At 68.0% G+C, this 16,332-nt stretch carries 16 protein-coding genes and 1 pseudogene; 3 read left to right on the forward strand and 14 right to left on the reverse strand.

Translation table 11 applies throughout. The annotated features are described in order from the left end of the window. Nucleotides 1-425: 425 nt before the first annotated feature. The 3 genes and pseudogenes from OG956_RS32365 to OG956_RS32375 all read right to left on the reverse strand — a co-directional run. Nucleotides 426-622: pseudogene (locus OG956_RS32365) on the reverse strand (IS701 family transposase); the annotation flags it as partial. A 71-nt stretch (nt 623-693) separates the two neighbouring features. After that, on the reverse strand, nt 694-1,890 hold the full coding sequence (locus OG956_RS32370; protein ID WP_330341560.1) for an NAD(P)/FAD-dependent oxidoreductase: 1,197 nt from the start codon (nt 1,888-1,890) through the stop codon (nt 694-696). A gap of 438 nt (nt 1,891-2,328) precedes the next feature. After that, complete coding sequence (locus OG956_RS32375) at nt 2,329-3,147, reverse strand: dienelactone hydrolase family protein (RefSeq protein WP_330341561.1); 819 nt, start codon at nt 3,145-3,147, stop codon at nt 2,329-2,331. A gap of 96 nt (nt 3,148-3,243) precedes the next feature. On the opposite strand from OG956_RS32375, the gene OG956_RS32380 reads away from it, so the two are divergent. Further along, nucleotides 3,244-4,272, forward strand: a complete 1,029-nt coding sequence (locus OG956_RS32380; RefSeq protein WP_330341562.1) for a GlxA family transcriptional regulator — start codon at nt 3,244-3,246, stop codon at nt 4,270-4,272. Nucleotides 4,273-4,546: 274 nt separating this feature from the next. Continuing rightward, nucleotides 4,547-4,996 (forward strand): DHCW motif cupin fold protein, encoded by a 450-nt coding sequence (locus tag OG956_RS32385; protein ID WP_330343004.1) that lies wholly within the window; start codon nt 4,547-4,549, stop codon nt 4,994-4,996. Here the strand turns inward: OG956_RS32385 and OG956_RS32390 are convergent. The 11 genes from OG956_RS32390 to OG956_RS32440 all read right to left on the reverse strand — a co-directional run bounded on the left by OG956_RS32390 (nt 4,902) and on the right by OG956_RS32440 (nt 14,836). Next, a complete protein-coding gene (locus tag OG956_RS32390; RefSeq protein ID WP_330341563.1) occupies nt 4,902-5,510 on the reverse strand; it encodes a DUF2867 domain-containing protein in 609 nt (202 codons plus the stop codon). The two genes, OG956_RS32385 and OG956_RS32390, sit on opposite strands and share 95 nt — an antisense overlap. Nucleotides 5,511-5,575: 65 nt before the next feature. After that, nucleotides 5,576-6,076, reverse strand: a complete 501-nt coding sequence (locus tag OG956_RS32395) for a GNAT family N-acetyltransferase (RefSeq protein WP_330341564.1) — start codon at nt 6,074-6,076, stop codon at nt 5,576-5,578. Between the two features lie 152 nt (nt 6,077-6,228). Next, nucleotides 6,229-7,203 (reverse strand): NAD(P)-dependent alcohol dehydrogenase, encoded by a 975-nt coding sequence (locus OG956_RS32400; protein ID WP_330341565.1) that lies wholly within the window; start codon nt 7,201-7,203, stop codon nt 6,229-6,231. Beyond that, the gene (locus OG956_RS32405; RefSeq protein ID WP_330341566.1) at nt 7,200-7,451 is read right to left on the reverse strand and encodes a helix-turn-helix transcriptional regulator; all 252 of its coding nucleotides are present in this window, start codon (nt 7,449-7,451) and stop codon (nt 7,200-7,202) included. Before OG956_RS32405 ends, OG956_RS32400 begins: the two co-directional genes overlap by 4 nt. Next, nucleotides 7,445-7,876 (reverse strand): hypothetical protein, encoded by a 432-nt coding sequence (locus OG956_RS32410; protein ID WP_330341567.1) that lies wholly within the window; start codon nt 7,874-7,876, stop codon nt 7,445-7,447. Before OG956_RS32410 ends, OG956_RS32405 begins: the two co-directional genes overlap by 7 nt. A gap of 425 nt (nt 7,877-8,301) precedes the next feature. Continuing rightward, nucleotides 8,302-8,706: a hypothetical protein gene (locus OG956_RS32415; protein WP_330341568.1), complete on the reverse strand. Its 405-nt coding sequence runs from the start codon at nt 8,704-8,706 to the stop codon at nt 8,302-8,304. 40 nt (nt 8,707-8,746) lie between these two features. Continuing rightward, nucleotides 8,747-9,175 carry a septal ring lytic transglycosylase RlpA family protein gene (locus OG956_RS32420; RefSeq protein ID WP_330341569.1) on the reverse strand — a complete coding sequence of 143 codons (429 nt, stop codon included), beginning with the start codon at nt 9,173-9,175 and terminating at the stop codon, nt 8,747-8,749. A 131-nt stretch (nt 9,176-9,306) separates the two neighbouring features. Continuing rightward, nucleotides 9,307-10,155, reverse strand: a complete 849-nt coding sequence (locus OG956_RS32425; RefSeq protein ID WP_330341570.1) for a glycoside hydrolase family protein — start codon at nt 10,153-10,155, stop codon at nt 9,307-9,309. Between the two features lie 73 nt (nt 10,156-10,228). Then, the gene (locus tag OG956_RS32430) at nt 10,229-11,053 is read right to left on the reverse strand and encodes a thaumatin family protein (protein WP_330341571.1); all 825 of its coding nucleotides are present in this window, start codon (nt 11,051-11,053) and stop codon (nt 10,229-10,231) included. A 191-nt stretch (nt 11,054-11,244) separates the two neighbouring features. Beyond that, nucleotides 11,245-11,979, reverse strand: a complete 735-nt coding sequence (locus OG956_RS32435) for a chitinase (protein WP_330343005.1) — start codon at nt 11,977-11,979, stop codon at nt 11,245-11,247. 553 nt (nt 11,980-12,532) lie between these two features. Next, nucleotides 12,533-14,836 carry an ATP-binding protein gene (locus OG956_RS32440; RefSeq protein ID WP_330341572.1) on the reverse strand — a complete coding sequence of 768 codons (2,304 nt, stop codon included), beginning with the start codon at nt 14,834-14,836 and terminating at the stop codon, nt 12,533-12,535. 604 nt (nt 14,837-15,440) lie between these two features. Here OG956_RS32440 and OG956_RS32445 point away from each other — a divergent pair. Then, on the forward strand, nt 15,441-16,037 hold the full coding sequence (locus OG956_RS32445) for a TetR/AcrR family transcriptional regulator (RefSeq protein ID WP_330341573.1): 597 nt from the start codon (nt 15,441-15,443) through the stop codon (nt 16,035-16,037). Nucleotides 16,038-16,332: the final 295 nt, after the last annotated feature.

Here is a 16,332-nt window from a genome sequence, read left to right on the forward strand (position 1 = left end):
GTTCAGGGGCTCGAAGGTGGTCGAAACGAGTGCTGTCCGGGACGCTCAGTTCGGGGTGATCTGACGGTGCGGTGCGGTGCTGACTCCCGTGCTGGTTTGGTGCTGACTACGCTCCGTTGAAATCGGACATCTTGGGGTCGATCGGCTCAGGGCCGTTGCGTGGTAGGCGACCTGAACGAGAACTCGACCCGGCTTTGCCGCTCGGCTCTGCGGGCGAGGACAAGGCGTTGCGCCTGCGCGTGGTACGCGTTCGGCCCAGCAGATTCTTCGTCTGCTGATAGTTCAGCGCTTGCGAGCCCCTGAACGAGTGATACGACGAGGCCCCGCGGGGGTGCACCCTGACGGGATTTGAGCCGAGCCGTGAGACGACGAAGCGCATCGGAGCGCTCCGGTGCGGCTTACGTGTCGTAGGCGTGCACTGGATATGCGTACCGGGATGCGTGACCAGTCGTAGACGCGCAGGCCATGAGCCCCTGGCCGCCGGAGCGGCGCTTCTACTTCCGCGGGGGCAGACCGTCAAGCAGGTCCTGGACGGGGTGGTCGATCGACCAGCGGGTGACGTGTCGTGTCGGGTGGTGGCTAGGCCGTGGAAGACGTCGGCCTGCTCCAGCTGCGGTGACCAGGGCGCCCCCTACGAACGCCTATGACAGAAAGCCGAAGACCCACTGTCATAGGCGTCCGCCAGCCGCACAGCTAGGCCGATCGTTCGGTGGTGGCCGGCGCCTCGCCACGTTTGGCCTGCAGCAACTGCCGGCGCTTGTCATCCTTGGCCCAGTGGTGCGAGCCGGGCTTGCGTGTCTCGTCCGCCAGTTGCTTGACGGTGTGCTTGCAAACGAACTCCTTGAGCTTCGCGCCAGGGCGGCCGCTGAGGTAGTACCTCTTCGCGGTGTCGTCCTTGTAGGCGAACTGGAAGATGCCGGCGCGACGACCCAGGCTGATGCACTGGCCGACGAACCCCAGGTTGATGGGCGCGGGTTGCTCACCCGCGATCCGGCTGAGCACCGAGTCGGCGGCATGCGCGCCCAGAGGAACCGCGGCCTGGCAGCTCATCCGAAACGGCAGGTCCGACGGTGCCGCCGAATCACCGGCCGCGACGATGCGCACGTCGTCCACGCTCGTCAACGTCTCGTCCGTGAGCAGACGGCCCAAGGCATCGGTGCTCAGCCCGCTGCGGCCGGCCAGATCCGGCACGCCGAATCCGGCGGCCCAGATGGTCACCGTGCTCGGCAGCTTGCGGCCGCCACTGAGCTGCACGACATCGCGAGTCACAGCCGTCACCTTGGCGTCGGGGCCTTCGAGTACGGTCACACCGAGTTTGCCCAGCCGCTTGGCAACCGAGCGCCGGCCTCTAGGGTGAAGGCAGGAGCCGAGCACCTCGCCGCAGACCAGGGTCACGGCATGGCCATCCTCGGCCAGTTCGGCGGCGGTCTCGATGCCGGTCGGACCGGCTCCGACAACCGTCATCGGGGCCGCTGCTGGCGCTGCGTCGACGACTGGCCGCAGCCGCTCCGCCTCCTCCAGGCCGGCAATCGGGTAGGCGAACTCGGCCGCTCCCCGCACACGCGGGGCGGCGCTGCCACTGCCCACTGCGTAGACCAGGTAGTCGTAGCCGACCGTGCCCCCGGTCGCCAACGTCACGCTGCGCTCGGACGCGTCGATCCGTGTCACTGTGCCGACCACCAGCCGGATGCCGCTGCCCAGGACTTGTGTGTAGTCGACCAGCGCGTCGTGGGATCCGGCCACCAGTTGGTGCAGGCGGATCCGCTCGACGAAGACCGGGCGCTGGTTGATCAGAGTCACTGTCACGTCGTCGCGCTGCGTCAGGCGATTGGCCGCCATGACGCCGGCGTATCCGCCGCCGATCACGACCACATTGGTGCTCTCAGTCATGGTGTCTCCTTACGTTGTCGCGCGGCCTGGCAGGGCCGGATGCGGCTGACGGTGGCTTGCCCGATGTGGCTCCGAAGGAGTGGCCGTTCGGTTCTCCAGGGCGCCGCTGCTGATGGGGATGTCGCGCCTGGTGCGGTCTGCTGTCCACGGAAATGACGGCGGGTGGCCCAGTTCTGGGCTAACGCCGACGCCGGCATGTGCCACTACTGGGCGGCGGTGGTCGACGAGACGGGTGACCCTCTGGGCGAAGAAGATCGACAACGACGACTCGGCAATCCTGACGGCGCTGTGGTCAGCCGTGCGGCGTCGGTGTGGGAGAAGTCCAGGTCGGCCATCTCGGCGGGGACATCGGTGCAGTGCATGGGTGACGGCGGCCGACGCATGGCCTGCGGGCTTGTCAGGCCGGCTCAGGCAGGGTCTTCCGGCGAGGCTCGCGCGTCATCTTCTGAGCTGCTCCCGGAGGAAGGCGATGATCTCATCACGGGCACGTACCGTGGGATGACCCTGCTCGTCCACGAGATGTGCCGTGACGACGCTGTGGGCGCACCCGACGACGTCGCGGAAGAAGGGCGGAGGGTTCGTGTTCGCTGCATCTCCGGGAAGAACGCGGCCGTCGAACGCTTCGCCGAGTAGTGCTTGGTAGGCCGCGAACCGCTGGCCCGTGCACCACCTGTCGTTGTCGAAGCGGTAGCCGAGCACCTTCAATCCGTCTCGTTCGATGCGTTCGGCGAGGGCAACCGCGTCCTCGTCTGCGATCTCCAGTCCTCCGGGGTCGTCGAGCGGCAGCGAGGGATGGTTGACGACCGGGGCGATGACGGCCGGTTCGAGTGCCATGGTCAGCGCGAAGTTGCCGGTGAAGCACAGCCCGACCGCGCCGACGCCCGGCCCACCGCACTCCGCGTGCGCGATCCGCGCGAGGCCGCGCAGCCACGCCACGACGGGACTGGTGCCGCCCCCGGCGAACGCACGGAACTCGGCGCTGACGCAGGCGCGCCGCACGACGGCCTCGCCTGCCTCGGTGGTCGGGTAGGCGCCGTCGACACCGAAGAGCGAGGGCAGGTACACGCGGAAGCCGGCGTCGCGTATCCAGCGTGCCAACCGTGCGACGTCGGGGCTGATGCCGGGCATCTCGGGCATCAGGACGACGCCGGGTCCCGTCCCGGCAACGTACACGGTCTTGCTGACGTCATCGACGCCGACGGCTCTCCGGGAGAAGTCGTCCAAGGGGTCGTCGCGCCGTGCTCGCATCGTTGTCATGATCGAGAGTGTGGTGCGACACTGCTCCCACGAGAAGCGGCGACATCGCCACAAAGCGCGGCGATATCGCCAACCCCGCGGGGAGCCGAAGGAACCATGAAACCGCTGCGTCTGGGTGTGCTGGCGTATCCCGGCTGCTTCGCCTCGGAGGTGTTCGGGATCCCCGACCTGCTGGCCATGGCCGACCACATCGCGGCGGCGCACGGATCGGACCGACCGCCGTACGAGGTGTCCGTCGTCTCGCCCCGGCGGAGGGTGGTCGCCTCCGGCGGCTCGGCCATCGACGTCTCGGCGCTGCGCCCCGTCGACGTCCTGATCGTGCCGGGTTTCGAGCTGTCGCCCAGCCTCGATCTCGACGCCACGCTCGCGAACCTGAGGCCCGAAGTGGCGGCGATTCGGTCGCAGGCCGCCTCCGGTATCGCTGTCGTGTCGATCTGTGTCGGCGCCTTCCTCGTCGCCGAGGCCGGCCTGCTCGACGGGCGCGAGGCGACGACGGCCTGGCTGTTCGCGGACCGGTTCGCGCGTCGATACGCCAACGTCAAGGTGCGCCCCGAGCACCTGGTGGTCACCGACCACGGTGTGACGACGACCGCCGCCTTCAGCGCCATGTACGACTTCGCACTCCACCTGATCCGTGAGCACGACGGCTCCCGCGTCGCCCGCAGCACCGCACGCATCGCACTCGTCGACGACGCCCGCTCCACCCAGACTCCCTACGTCGACCCGGAGCTCATGCCCGCCGTCGGCCGGGAGTTCTCACTCGGCGTCAAACGGTGGCTCGACCAGAACCTCGGGGCCCGCTACGACCTGTCCGCCCTCGCCGAAACGTTCCACGTCAGCACCCGAACGATGCTCCGCCGCTTCGGCGAGGAAGCAGGTCAGACCCCGCTCGCCTACCTGCAATCCGCTCGCGTGCGCCGGGCCCGTCATCTGCTGGAGACCACCGACAGGACCATCGCACACATCGCCGCCGACCTCGGGTACGCGGACACGAGCACCTTCAGCGCCATCTTCGCCCGGCACACCGGCCAGCGGCCACGGGACTACCGCGCCACGTTCCGCCGGCCTGTTCGCGAAGCAGACGGCAACGCCGCACGCGGCCCTGAGCTCCCAGAACCCGGATAAACCCGGTTCATGTCCTCCAGCTCCCACTCCCGTCGCTCACCCCGCCCCTCTTGATTACCGCGAGTACGGTGGTGCGAGGCGCGGGAAGGGGTCCAGCTCGGCGCTGGACCCCCAGATCCGGGCGAGGAGGACCGGTTAGTAGAGCGCTCGGAACGGTGTTGTGCCGGTGCAGGTGCTGGGGGCGAGGAATCGCTCCACCTCGCGAAGTAGCCGGGCGAGGTGTGCCGCGTGGTGGCCGCCATGTGTGATCGTCTTGGGGCGGGCAGCCTCGGACATGGTGTGCCGTGACTCTGCTGGGGAGCAATGCTCAAGATCTGTGGATCGGCCTCGAGAGGGGTGCTTCGCGAAACGCGGAGGGCTGACCCCGCGGCACCCCTCGGACGTCACCCCTTCAGTGCAGGCGGGCGACTCCGAGACCGCTACCTGGCGCACACGTCAATTCGGTGCCGTGCGCGTTCGAATGGTGGAGTACAGCCCCGGTTACATGGCCGATCACTGGTGCAGTCGGGGCCACATCCTGCTCGTCCTCGAAGGAACACTCACCACCGAACTGGCAAACGGTGAAATCGTCACCATCAAGGCTGGCACCAACCAGTCGGTGATTCCGAAGGGTGTGTCGGCCAGATCCATTATTCCGCGCGCCTTTCTTCGGCACTCGCCCGCCATGTGCGTCCCATTGCTCGAAGCAGCGCCGGATACACCCACACGTACCGGAAAGGCTTGATAGCGGCCATGTATGCGCTGCCGAACAGCCCGTTCGGCTTCACCAGGATGGCCATCTGGCCGCGGTGGCCACCGGCCTCGTCCGGGACCCAGCCGATGTGCAACACGGCGTGCACGGTCCGGTTCGCCATTTCGGCCGCCCACTCGTCGTGCAGTTGGTAGAGGGAGGTGAACGGATCCGAACGGACATCGGGCCCCCGCGGACCCTCGCGGAGGTCCGCCGGCAACCGGTCGCGCAGCGTCGGCACCCGGGTGCCGATGCCGGAGTCGGCTTTGTCCCAGCCGAGCAGCCTCCCGAGCTTCCAGCGAACCTCGAAGAGCAGGCGGTACACGAGGGAGGGGGAGGACGTGGTGGCCCCGTCTCTCGGCCCGTTCGCGATCTGGCGGACCAGGTGCGGGAAGTCGTGGGGACCGCCCGGTGTCGGCAGCGCCCAGACGTCCTCGACGCGGAAGTCACCGGCGATCTCGTGGATCCGCCAGGGGCGGGACGTGTGCGCCGTCGTGGGGAGTCTCATCAGCAGGCCCCTATCCATACGTATCTGTATGTCGTTGCCTCGTGCGGCGAAGTGGTGATCGTGGATCAGAGGGCCAACTTCTTGTGAAAGCACACCCGGTCCTGCCCAGGACCGTCGTAGTCACTGTGTACGGGCAGACCATCGACCTCTCGGTCCCCGCTTTCCAGGGTGAATCCCATGGCGCGGTGAAAGGCGATGGAGCCCTTGTTTCCCGGTGAGGTGATCGCACGCACCTCTGTGCGGCCGGCGTCGGCGGCATGCTGGAAGAAGGTGGTGTACAGACGCCGGGCAACCCCCTGCCCACGAAGCTTCGGATCCACTCCCACGAAGTGGATGTACGCCTCTTCGTCGTTGTCGGCGGCGTGAAAACCAATGAGGAACGCCCTGACGCCGGCTTCGTTCTCCAGGACCAGGCTGGTGCCTGAGAAGAACTGCAAGAACAGCTTGGGCAGCAGCAGCGATAGCTCGCGGGCCTGCGCGGGGGCACGCGAGTCCCCCCACCACTGCGGTACACATGCGATGATCGTGCCGTGGTCGGAGACGCGGGCCTGTCGCAACACTGGCATGTCGTTCCCTCTCGGAGTCATGGCGTTACTGAAGGAGCCGGTGGGGTGGGGCCGCGCGGCCGACTGAGACGAGCACAAAGTCCCTGATGGCAACGCCGCGACGCGGGATGCCAGGCGCTCGAGCCGGGCACCCGGTTTGCGCCGGACTCCTGTCAGACGCTGACGGCTGTTTTCCCGCGTGCACGGCCACTCCTCAGGTAGCCGATGGCCTCGGGGACGTCGGCCAGCGGGTAGGTCCGGTCGATGACGGGGGTCATCGCGCCCGCCTCGATGAGCTCCGCGAGGAGCCGCAGGTCGTCGTGGCTCTGAGTGGAGAAGAGGCCGCGGAGGCGCTGGCCGGTGAACGGAGACAGCAGCAGCGCTCGCAGGAGCCGGCCCATGCCGCCGAACCACTTCCCGCCGTCCTCACCGCCGACCAGGACCAGCGTCCCGCCGGGGCTGAGGACGCGGCGCAGCCGGGCCAGGGGGCGGTTGCCGGCGATGTCGAGAACGAGATCGTAGCGGCGGGTGCCGTCGGTGGGGTCCTGACGCGAGTAGTCGATCACCTCGTCGGCGCCGAGGGAGCGGACCAGCTCCGCTGTGGCGTCGCTGCAGACACCGGTGACATGGCCGGCCCCGAGGGCCTTGGCCAGTTGCACCGCGAAGGTACCCACGCCGCCCCCGGCGCCGATGACGAGGACACTCTGCCCGGACCGCAGTCGCCCGACATCGCGCAGCGCCTGGAGGGCTGTGCAGCCGGACACCGGGACGACGGCCGCCTGCTCGAAGCCGGCGTTGCCGGGCTTGCGGGCGAGCCTGTCCTGCTTGGCGCAGGCGTACTCGGCGAACGATCCGTCGCAGGTGCCGTACACCTCGTCGCCCGGCTGGAAGCGGGTGACGTCCGGGCCGACGGCCTCCACACGTCCCGCGACATCCATGCCCCGGACGCGTGCCTTGGGCGCCCGCAGCCCGAAACCGAGGGCGCGCAGCAGATACGGCTGGCCCGTGGTGAGGTGCCAGACACCCGGGTCTACGGATGCCGCCCGGACCTGGATGAGCACCTCGCCGCTACCGGGATCCGGCTGAGCGATCTCTTCGACACGCAGGTCCTCGGGCGGTCCGTAGGCGTCTTGGACGATGGCCTTCACTTGCTCTCTCCCTCGACTTCCCCGGTTTCATCGGTTCCGGGGTACTGGAAAACCTCTTCGAGTGGGACGCCGAACACTCGGGCGATCTGGAAGGCCATCTCCAGAGTGGGCGAGTAGCGGCCCTGCTCGATGGCGATGACGGTCTGGCGGGTCACGCCGATGCGGCGGGCGAGCTCGGCCTGGGTCATCTCGCCGTGGGCGAAGCGCAGCGCCCGGATCGTGTTGGTGACCCTGGTCGGCCTCACCACGGGTGGAAGCCCAGCCGGTAGGCGACGATCTTCGCCGTGGATGACAGGATCGCCGACAGGACGAACGCCAGGTAGATGGCGTTGGCGATCCAGAACTGATCGGCGCGGACCATCGCGAGGGCGAGCCCGGTCACGCCGCCGATCACGATGAACGACTGCCCGATGTACATGCCGAAGCGGTGGATCTCCCGGTCGCGCTGGTCCTTGGTGTTCGCGCCCTCGGGAGACACGATCGCCACCGTGATGTTCAGCGCGATCTGCGTGACGATCGCCGCACCGACGGTCCACAGCAGCGGGGACGCATAGGACGTCTGCGCCAGCGGCGCCGCTCCTTCGTGCCGCCGCAGGACGACGGCCAGGTACGCCGCGTATGACGCGACCGTGACCAGGACCATGATCCAGGCACGTTTCTCTTCGAATGCCACTGCGGCTCCCGATGTAAAGAAAGCTTGACACGGGCAGTGTCAAACAGCCGCGACATGATGTCAAGTTTTCTGTACATCGCAGGATGGTGGCAGCGATTGAGCCGGCAAGCGCTGACCAACCCGGCCTCCACCCATCGCCCCTGAGGGTGCCTTCGAGCCGGCTGGAAGCCGGGATCGTCGATGGCCGCTGCCGCACCGCCGACCCCGCGCAACGCCCGTCGCAGCCGGGCGGCGGGAGACCGGTCAGCCTCCCAGGGCGGAACGGTGCGTGGGCGGAACTCGGCGCGGCCGCCGTCTTCCACAGCCGCGCCGAGTGGTTTTCCGTGCGAGCCGGACGGAACCTGCGGTTCGCCGGGTGTTGCGGGTGGCGCATCACATGCTGGGCGGCCAGGGATCGAAGACCGCCGGTCAGGCACCCGTCGGCGTCAAAGGGGCTTGATGTCGACCTTCTTGAGGAACGCGTAACCCGGGAACCTGAAGACCTGGCCCTCGCGGTTGAGGTTCTTGTCCTTCTGCTCGCCCATCGCGGTGACGTAGGTGACGGTCACCTGCATGAGCTCGCCGCCGGCGGGCTTGAGGTTGATCGCTTCGAACGGGGTCAGGTTCTGGACGTCCGTCGTGGTGCCCTGGCCGGTGAAGCAGAGTCCCTCGTCACCGGTCTGGAGCCGGACGAAGAGGTGGCTCCCGGGTGTGGTGTGGTGCGCGTCGCAGCGGTGGATGACGGGGGCCGCGGGAGCGGCCGCCCCGGCGGGGGTGGCGAGAGAGACAAGGCCGAAGCCGGCCGCGAGTGTGGCCAGTCCGACTACCGTCTTCTGCCTGATGGTGATCACGAAGCTCTCCTTCCGGTGGCCGTGGATCGAGAGCCCGGGATCAGTTCAGGACCTTCTGCTGGACCACGATGTGGCCGGCGTCGGGGTTGAGGCTGCCGCCGAGCCGGCCGAAGGCACCGTCGGTCAGGTCGAGGCACTTCGGTTCCTGCGGCGTCTGCTGGAAGGTGCCGCGGTCGTTGATGCGCACGACGAGGGACTTGCCGTTCGCGACGTTGGTCACCTTCACACGGGTCCCGAACGGCAGTTGCGGATTGCGTGTCAGTGAGGTCGCCGCGGTGTTCTTGTTGTTGTCGAAGACCTCGCCGCTGGCCGTGAGGGCTCCGGCGGGTATGGGACCGTAGTGCGTCGCCCAGCAGGTCTCGGCCTGCGGGGCCCTGGGCGCGGCCGAACTCGCCGGGGAGAGCCCCAGTACGGCGGTCAGCGCGACGGCCCCTGCGGCCAGTGGGACGTGGAGCTTTCGCTTGCTCATGCTCGTTCCTCGTTTCATGTGGCTTGGTTTCACGGCGTGGTGGACCGGTGAAGGGAGCGTTGTGCTCCTTGGCCGTGGCGGCATGCGTGCACCCGGCCCGGCTGTCGCCGGATGAAGGGTGGGGCTGTTTCTCAGCCGGCCGAGCGATAGGCGGCGCCCACCTCGTTGGCCGTCGCACCGTTGTAGAGTCCGGTGCCGTCACCGCGGCTGGTGGAGAGGGTGAACCAGGCATACCGCTCGACGAACGGCAGCCCCTGCAGCATGGCGGTCGACTGCTTCACGAACGCGGCCTGCTGTGCCTGTGTCGGATACCTCGGGGTGCCGGTGGAGAAGTCGATCAGTGCGTACTCGGTGAGCCAGATCGGCTTCTTGTAGCGGTTGTGGGTGGCCTGGAGGTAGTTCCGCAGCTGGGCTGTCGCATGCGTGGCGTCGAAGTCCCCGCCGTACCAGTGCAGGGGAATGAAGTCGACCTTGTAGTGACGGCCGGCGGCGCCCTTCATGAAGCGGTCGAGCCAGCCGTCTGCGACGTCGGCGCCGGTGGCGACGGCGGGCGCCCCGAGCCGCATGCCGGTCGACTGCAGCCGGGGCCACAGATCGAGCGCCTGCGGCACGGTCATGTTCGACTGCCCCGGCATGTCGGGTTCGTTGAACCCGAGCAGGGTCTTACCCTGCTGCTCGGCCTGGCCGAGTTCCGCATCGGTCACCGAGCCCTTGCCCCAGATCATGGGCACGAATTCGACCCCGGACGGCGGTGTGATCTGCTGCTTGCCCGAGGACCAGGTGTAGAACCAACCGGCTTTCGAGTCGGCCAGCGCGTTGGTGACGCCGGTGAAGTTCCAGGCGCTGACGCCCTTCTTCTTCACCGTGGCGGAGGACGCGTTCACCGCGTCGGTGGGTGTGCCGGCCTGATTGCCGAACGCGAGCAGGGCCAGAGCCGCCAGAATCACGGCGAGACCACGTAAGTTGGGTGCCTTTCGCATGGCTTCGTCCTTCCTTTTCATCCGGCCGCTCGCCAAGCCGCATTCACGGCCAGGAGGGCCGCGTGATCCGCGGTCACGAGGCGCGGTGGAAGGTCACGAGGAAGCCGCTGCACTTGCTGCACTGCTGCATCACCTTGTTGCCCGGCTCCTGGTCCTGCCGGGACCACCCATAGGCTTTCGGGCAATGGGAGGCGATCATGTCGCTGTAGGCCGTCTTGGCGTCCCGGTTGGGGTTGGTGCACAGCATCGGCTTGCCGTCCGCCCAGCGCGTCAGATTGTCCGCGGGACAGTTCGGCAGCAGGTTGTTCGCGCAGCCCACCGTGTCGCACCCGCCACCGCCGGGGCTCACGTTCCGGGGCGCGATCGTGATCGGCACCGAGAACGCGTTCACGTAGCTCACGTCGTACCAGGGAGCGGCAGCGTCCTTGGAGTCGAAGTTGAACTCGGCGAGGCTGACGGGCTGTTCTCCGGTGCCCTTGGCGCAGTGGTCGGCGAACTTGCCGCAGTCCCCGACCGCACAGTGGAAGGTGCTGCCTGGTGTCCCGCTACATCCCATGCGCGCGAAGAACTTGCCGCGCCAGTGGCCGGGCGCCGTCGTCTCGGGAATGGTCACCGTCGCCGACTGGCCGGGCTCCAGGATCGGCAGCTTGTCGAAGTTCCTCGACTCGTCGGCGTTGACGGCGCTGCCGATCCAGATCTTCCTGCCGGTGCTGTTGACGAACGTGACCGTGTGGTCGACCGCCGCCGCGGCAGCCGGTGCGACGGAGGGTGGAGCAACCGCACCCGCGCCCGTACTCGGTGCGGCCGCCAACAGCGCTGCTGCGATCGCGGCGACCAGGCCGGTCAGGAGGGTTGTCAGGGAGAGTCGCAGGGGGATTTTCAGAGGTGTTCTGCGCATGATTCCTCGCCGGATGACGTCAACGAGCGGGTTCTGAAGGGCGCGAGCAGGCGACCGCGGCAAGGCGGAGGGGAGGCCGGTTGTGTGCCGGCCTCCTGGGGCCAAGGGCGTCGCCTGCCGGCCAGGCACCACGGTGGGTGCGACAGCGTGCGATGCGGCGTGGTGGTGGCGGACCGCCGCCACCGGCGCGATCAGCAGGTCAGCTTGTCTCCGGGGGCGACATTCAGGGTCTGCGTGAACTGCCGGTAGAGGTTGACACGGTCCTGCATCTCGGCGGGGTTCTGGCCGTTGCACTCCAGCGCGCCGTTGATGCTGCGGATCGTCTCACCGAATCCGGCACCGCTGACCATCGCCTTGTGCGGCGTCATGGAGCCGGGACCCGACTGAGTGTTCCAGTACCACAGCGCGGTCTTCCACGAGATCGTGGCGTCGGTCTCCACGAGGTTCGGGTTGTGCAGCAGGTCGATGCCCAACGCGTCACCCGCTGCCTTGTAGTTGAAGTTCCAGCTCAGCTGCATCGGCCCGCGGCCGTAGTAGGCCGCCTGGCCGGCCGGGCAGCCGTACGGCTGGCTCGCGTCGCAGTAGTGCGGGTAGTTGGCGGGGTTCTGCTCCTTCGTGTATCGCAGGCCGCCGGTCTCGTGGCTGACGTTGGCCAGGAAGGCGGCCGCCTCCTGCTTCTTGACCGTGTCGCTTCCCGTGTGGGCGAAAGCCGGGAAGGAGTTCATCGCGTTCCGCAGCCCGGCGTAGGTGTAGAACGGGTTCTTGTTCGGGAACATGTGCTGGAACTGGGCTTGGCTTACGACGAAGTCGGCCGAGGCCGCCGCGGGCTTTGCGGTCACGGCTGTGGCAGAAGTGGCGGGAAGGACAACCGTCGATGCGGCGGCGACCACTGCTGCTGCGGCCACGGCCATACGCGTAGTGGGCATGACAATGCGCACGGAGAACTCCTCGAAGGGTGCCTGGATGGGGAGGACGATCCGTTTCCGGCACGACCACCGCTGCACGCCCGCATGCGCACGGACATGGGTGGGGTCGAATCAGCAGGCGGGCCTCTTCCTTTCGGTCACCGCCACGGGATCGAACTGCGCATACAAGAATCCTCAGCCTGGAGAGCCGCCGCATCGGCAATGCCCACCGTTACGGCGACGTGACGCGGACACCGGTCTGATCTCCGCCGCCCCGTCGCGCTGGACATGGGGCATGCGGCCTCCGAGCGGGCCCCGCCGCCGGTGGCACAGGACGGCGGCTCAGAGCCGCAGGGGAAGACATGACGCGTCGGCGGATCGGGCGGCCGCGCAGCCTCGGCGTCGGCTACAGCGACAACAGCACGACGTACGAGCGCAGAAAAAGGCGCCGCCAGGGGTCACTCATCTCCCCTGGCGGCGCCGGCCGCCATGCCTTCCTCACCCCGGCGGCTCGGATGCCGCTCCGGCTTGTCAACGGCGCATCAGCGGACGTGGTCCGCGGTGACGAACACCGTTACACCACGGACCCGGCTCCGGCCCCTCCTTCGGTGCGTGTGGGCATGGCCTGCGCCCGCCGTGCGGACCATGCGGCGACATGGGTACGGGAACGCAGTCCGAGTGTGGTGCGGACGTTGCGGACGTGGGTCTCGACGGTGCGAACCGACAGATACAACCGGGCCGCTATCTGTCGATTGGTGAGTCCGTCAGCCACCAGGTCGATCACTTCCCGTTCGCGCGGGCTGAGCGGGTCGTCACCATCGGGTGCGGTTGCCGGCTGTTCGTCCCGTGCGTAGTGCACGATCTGTCGTGGACCCAGCCGGCGCCCTGCCGCAAGCGCACCCTCGGCCCGTGCCTTGGGCAGCGCCCTCAGCGCTGTGGCCGCCGCCTCCTCCACCCGCGCCCGGAACCAGGGAGGCAGTACGAGGGCCGCGGACACGTCGTACCTTTCGACGGCCGCGAACAGCCGCAGCGCCCGCTCGAAACGACCGCCCCGCGCCGCGCTGACAGCCAGGCCCCAGAGCGCGGGACCGGCTGCGCCCAGGTGAGCCGCGTCGCTCACGTGGTCCGTGTCTCCCAGCGCCTCGGCGAAGTGCGCCTCCGCCGCAGCGCAGTCGTCCCGTTCCAGGGCAAGGACGCCGGCCGTGTGCAGGATCACCCGTAGCAGGACCGGATTGGCCTCGCCCCTCAGGATCGGGAGGGCTTGGTCAACCAGCCGCACCGCCTGGACCGTGTCGCCGGCGCCGAGCAACTGCCAGGCGAGGAGGATCAGGCAGAACGCGGTCATGACGCGATCGCCGATCCGGTGGCTGATCTCCAAACACTCCTCGAGATCGGCCCTCGAGCTCTGGTCGCCGTGTTGCGTCCGGGCCAGGCTCAGCACCAGCAGCATGCGGCAGATCAGATGTTCGCGGCGCTGCGGGCGCCGGCGCTCGAGCGTCACTGCCCGCAGCGCAAGCTGTACCGCTTCGCCGGCGTTCCCCTCCCACGCGATGAGCAGCGCCTGCATGCACAGAGCGATGCTGCGGTCGCCCGCCCCCGGATCCGTTCGGTCCAACGCCCCGGCCAGCATCGTCCGGGACTCCGCCGCGTACCCCCGGTTGATGTCCACGAGGGCCAGCGCCCCGGCGAGGAGGAGCTGGCGCGGGTCGCTTCCCACGCTCAACCACTGCAGCAGAGACGTGAGATTGTCGCGTTCCTCGTCCAGTCGTCGGCAGGTCCTGGCAGGCGTGAGTGCTGCCTCCCGGAACGGGCGCGCGAGTTCCGCAAGCCAGTCCACGAGACGGTCGTAGGCCCGTATCTCCTCGCCTTCGGCACGGAGCCGTTCATGCCCGTAACACCGGATCGACTCCAACATCCCGAACCGGGCGGAACCTGCCCGGTCGGCACCGGCGACGATGAGGGACTTGGCTTCAAGGCCGGCCAGCAGCTGCGGCACGGCCGACGGGGGTATGCCATGGTCCACGGCGACGGCCGCGGCGGCATCCGTCCCGAACCCGCCCGGCAACAGCGACAGTGACCGGAACAGCGACCGCTCCTGAGGCGTCAGCAGGTCATAGCTCCATTCGATGGCCGAGCGAAGACTCTGGTGACGTCGATCCGCCGTACGCCATCCGCAGGTCAGGAGGGAAAGGCGGTCGTCCAGCCGATGGTGGATCTCGCCCGGCGGAAAGGCCCGCACGAGACCGGCCGCCAGCTCCAGCGCCAGCGGCAGCCCGTCCAGCCTGGCACACAACGCGACGACGTGTACGGCGTTGTCCTCGGTAAGCTGGAATCCGCAGGAGACGGCCTGAGCCCGGTGGACGAAGAGCCGGACGGCGTCCGAGCGCAGCAAGCCGTCGAGTGATCCGCCGCCATCGGGATCCGGCAGGGAGAGACCCCCCACCGAGTACACCGTCTCGCCCGGCAACCGTAATCGTGCGCGACTGGTGGCCACGACGCGCAGGCCCGGATAGCGAGGGAGTATCGCGCTGAGGGCCAGCCCGCAGCCGTCGAGCACATGCTCACAATTGTCGAGCACCAGAAGCCGATCGCGGTCGGAGCCCGTCCCGCTCCGTGCCCCCACCATGGGGGTACGCGCTTCCCTGGTTCCCTCGAGCGCTTCGGTGATCCGCTGCCGCGCTTGCTCCCCCGTGGTCGCCGACGCCAGTTCGACAAGGCTGACCTCACAGCGTCCGCCGCGCTGTTCAAGGGCAGTCAACTCCACCGCCAGGCGTGACTTGCCCACACCCCCGGGCCCTGTCAGGGTCAGCAGTCGTGTGGCGCGCACCAGCCGCTTCAGCTCCACCAGCTCATCGATGCGGCCGATGAAACTGCTCAAACGGGCTATCCCGGTCGCAGTCGAAGTACCCATTCCGCCGTCCTTGAGCCGCTGACGGTAGGCGCGCTGACGGCAGGCGTTCGAGCAGTATCGCGGACGCTTCCTCCTGGCCCTGATGTCATCTGCGGAGCCTCGGCGAATCGGTCCGCCGCACATATCGCAAGAGAACGTGGGTGATTCAAGCCGAATCCCATGAGAATCTACGTCGCGCTGCACCTGATACTCCTTTCGAATTACGGCGGGAGTTCCTGCTTCTCCGTGGCGGCGTCTCAGCAGTGGGCGGTGGTGTGTCCAGGCGGCGTTTACCTGCAGTGGTCGGTTGTCACTCGGACTCACTGACGCTGAACGCTGTTGAATCTCGGGCGGGGCAATGGACGGAGGGCGGCATCGCCAACGGGACTTTCGGGGGGTCTCTTCACTGCGGCCTGCCGGGCGTGAGCGCATGGGTATGGCTGATTACACCCTTCGGAGCCCATCCGGACCGTGGACCGACCTCGGCAGCCGGCGGCACGAGTGAAGCACAGCAGCTGACGTTTCTTCAACTACTGAAGTTTTTAAGCCACTTAAGATTTTGCATCGCTATGGAACCTGTTAGGTTCGATGTGTGACCGAAAAGAACCGTCCAGCGCCCGGCCTGCGGCAGCGCAAGAAGGCCCGCATCCGCCGGGCACTGGCCGACGCGGCCTTGAGGCTGTTCCTCGAACGCGGCTACGACGCGGTCACCGTGGCGGAGATCGCCGATGCCGCCGACGTCTCGGTGCCCACCCTGTTCTCCTACTTCCGCAGCAAGGAAGCGCTGCTCTTCGACCTGGAACCGGAGATCGACGCCGGCCTCGTTGCCGCGGTCCGTCAGCGCTCTCCTGGCCGTGACGTACTCGATGCGGTGCAGGAGTACCTGATGTCACTGCCTACGGCGGATCCCCGGGAGCGGGAACAGTTCGAGGCGTTCCTCGGCCTCGTGCACGGCACCCCGGCACTGCGCGTCCACTGGCAGCAGATGTGGCTACGGCACGCGGACACCCTGGCCGACGCGCTCGCAGCCGACCGTGGCCTGGAGACTCCCGACCTGCGGATCCGCGCAGTGGCCCGATTCATCATCGACGCAGTGATGCTCGTCACGCTCGAACCGGATCCGCCGGCAGCGCTGGCCGACCTGCTTGCCCTGCTGCGCTCCGGGCTGGACGCCGCCGGCCTGGCCTGATCGACCATCGACCTGCCAGTCACCATGGGAGCCTTGGAGCGCCTGCAGTCATGACGGACGGCGCAGCCTCTCAAGCCCCTAGGGGGTGTCCGATGGGTCAGCAAGCCTGCTGTGTCTGGTCAGTTGACTGCAGTGACTCAGTTGACTGGCTCGACTCCACGAAGGCTCATCAGGGGCGGCAGTCGCGTGCCCGACGGCGAAGGCGGCAACCGGCCCTGCGTGGCCCCTCGCCACGACCGCGTAAGCCCGAGGAGCCGGTGTGCCCATGCACCTTCGTGAACCAGCGGGCTACACG

This window comes from Streptomyces sp. NBC_00557, from assembly GCF_036345995.1.
GTDB lineage: Bacteria > Actinomycetota > Actinomycetes > Streptomycetales > Streptomycetaceae > Streptomyces.

Bases quoted from the DNA above. Each gene is read 5' to 3' on its own strand.
- OG956_RS32370 (WP_330341560.1), bottom strand. From the start codon at position 1,890: ATGACTGAGAGCACCAATGTGGTCGTGATCGGCGGCGGATACGCCGGC.
- OG956_RS32375 (WP_330341561.1), bottom strand. From the start codon at position 3,147: ATGACAACGATGCGAGCACGGCGCGACGACCCCTTGGACGACTTCTCC.
- OG956_RS32380 (WP_330341562.1), top strand. From the start codon at position 3,244: ATGAAACCGCTGCGTCTGGGTGTGCTGGCGTATCCCGGCTGCTTCGCC.
- OG956_RS32385 (WP_330343004.1), top strand. From the start codon at position 4,547: ATGGTGTGCCGTGACTCTGCTGGGGAGCAATGCTCAAGATCTGTGGAT.
- OG956_RS32390 (WP_330341563.1), bottom strand. From the start codon at position 5,510: ATGAGACTCCCCACGACGGCGCACACGTCCCGCCCCTGGCGGATCCAC.
- OG956_RS32395 (WP_330341564.1), bottom strand. From the start codon at position 6,076: ATGCCAGTGTTGCGACAGGCCCGCGTCTCCGACCACGGCACGATCATC.
- OG956_RS32420 (WP_330341569.1), bottom strand. From the start codon at position 9,175: ATGAGCAAGCGAAAGCTCCACGTCCCACTGGCCGCAGGGGCCGTCGCG.
- OG956_RS32425 (WP_330341570.1), bottom strand. From the start codon at position 10,155: ATGCGAAAGGCACCCAACTTACGTGGTCTCGCCGTGATTCTGGCGGCT.
- OG956_RS32430 (WP_330341571.1), bottom strand. From the start codon at position 11,053: ATGCGCAGAACACCTCTGAAAATCCCCCTGCGACTCTCCCTGACAACC.
- OG956_RS32435 (WP_330343005.1), bottom strand. From the start codon at position 11,979: ATGCCCACTACGCGTATGGCCGTGGCCGCAGCAGCAGTGGTCGCCGCC.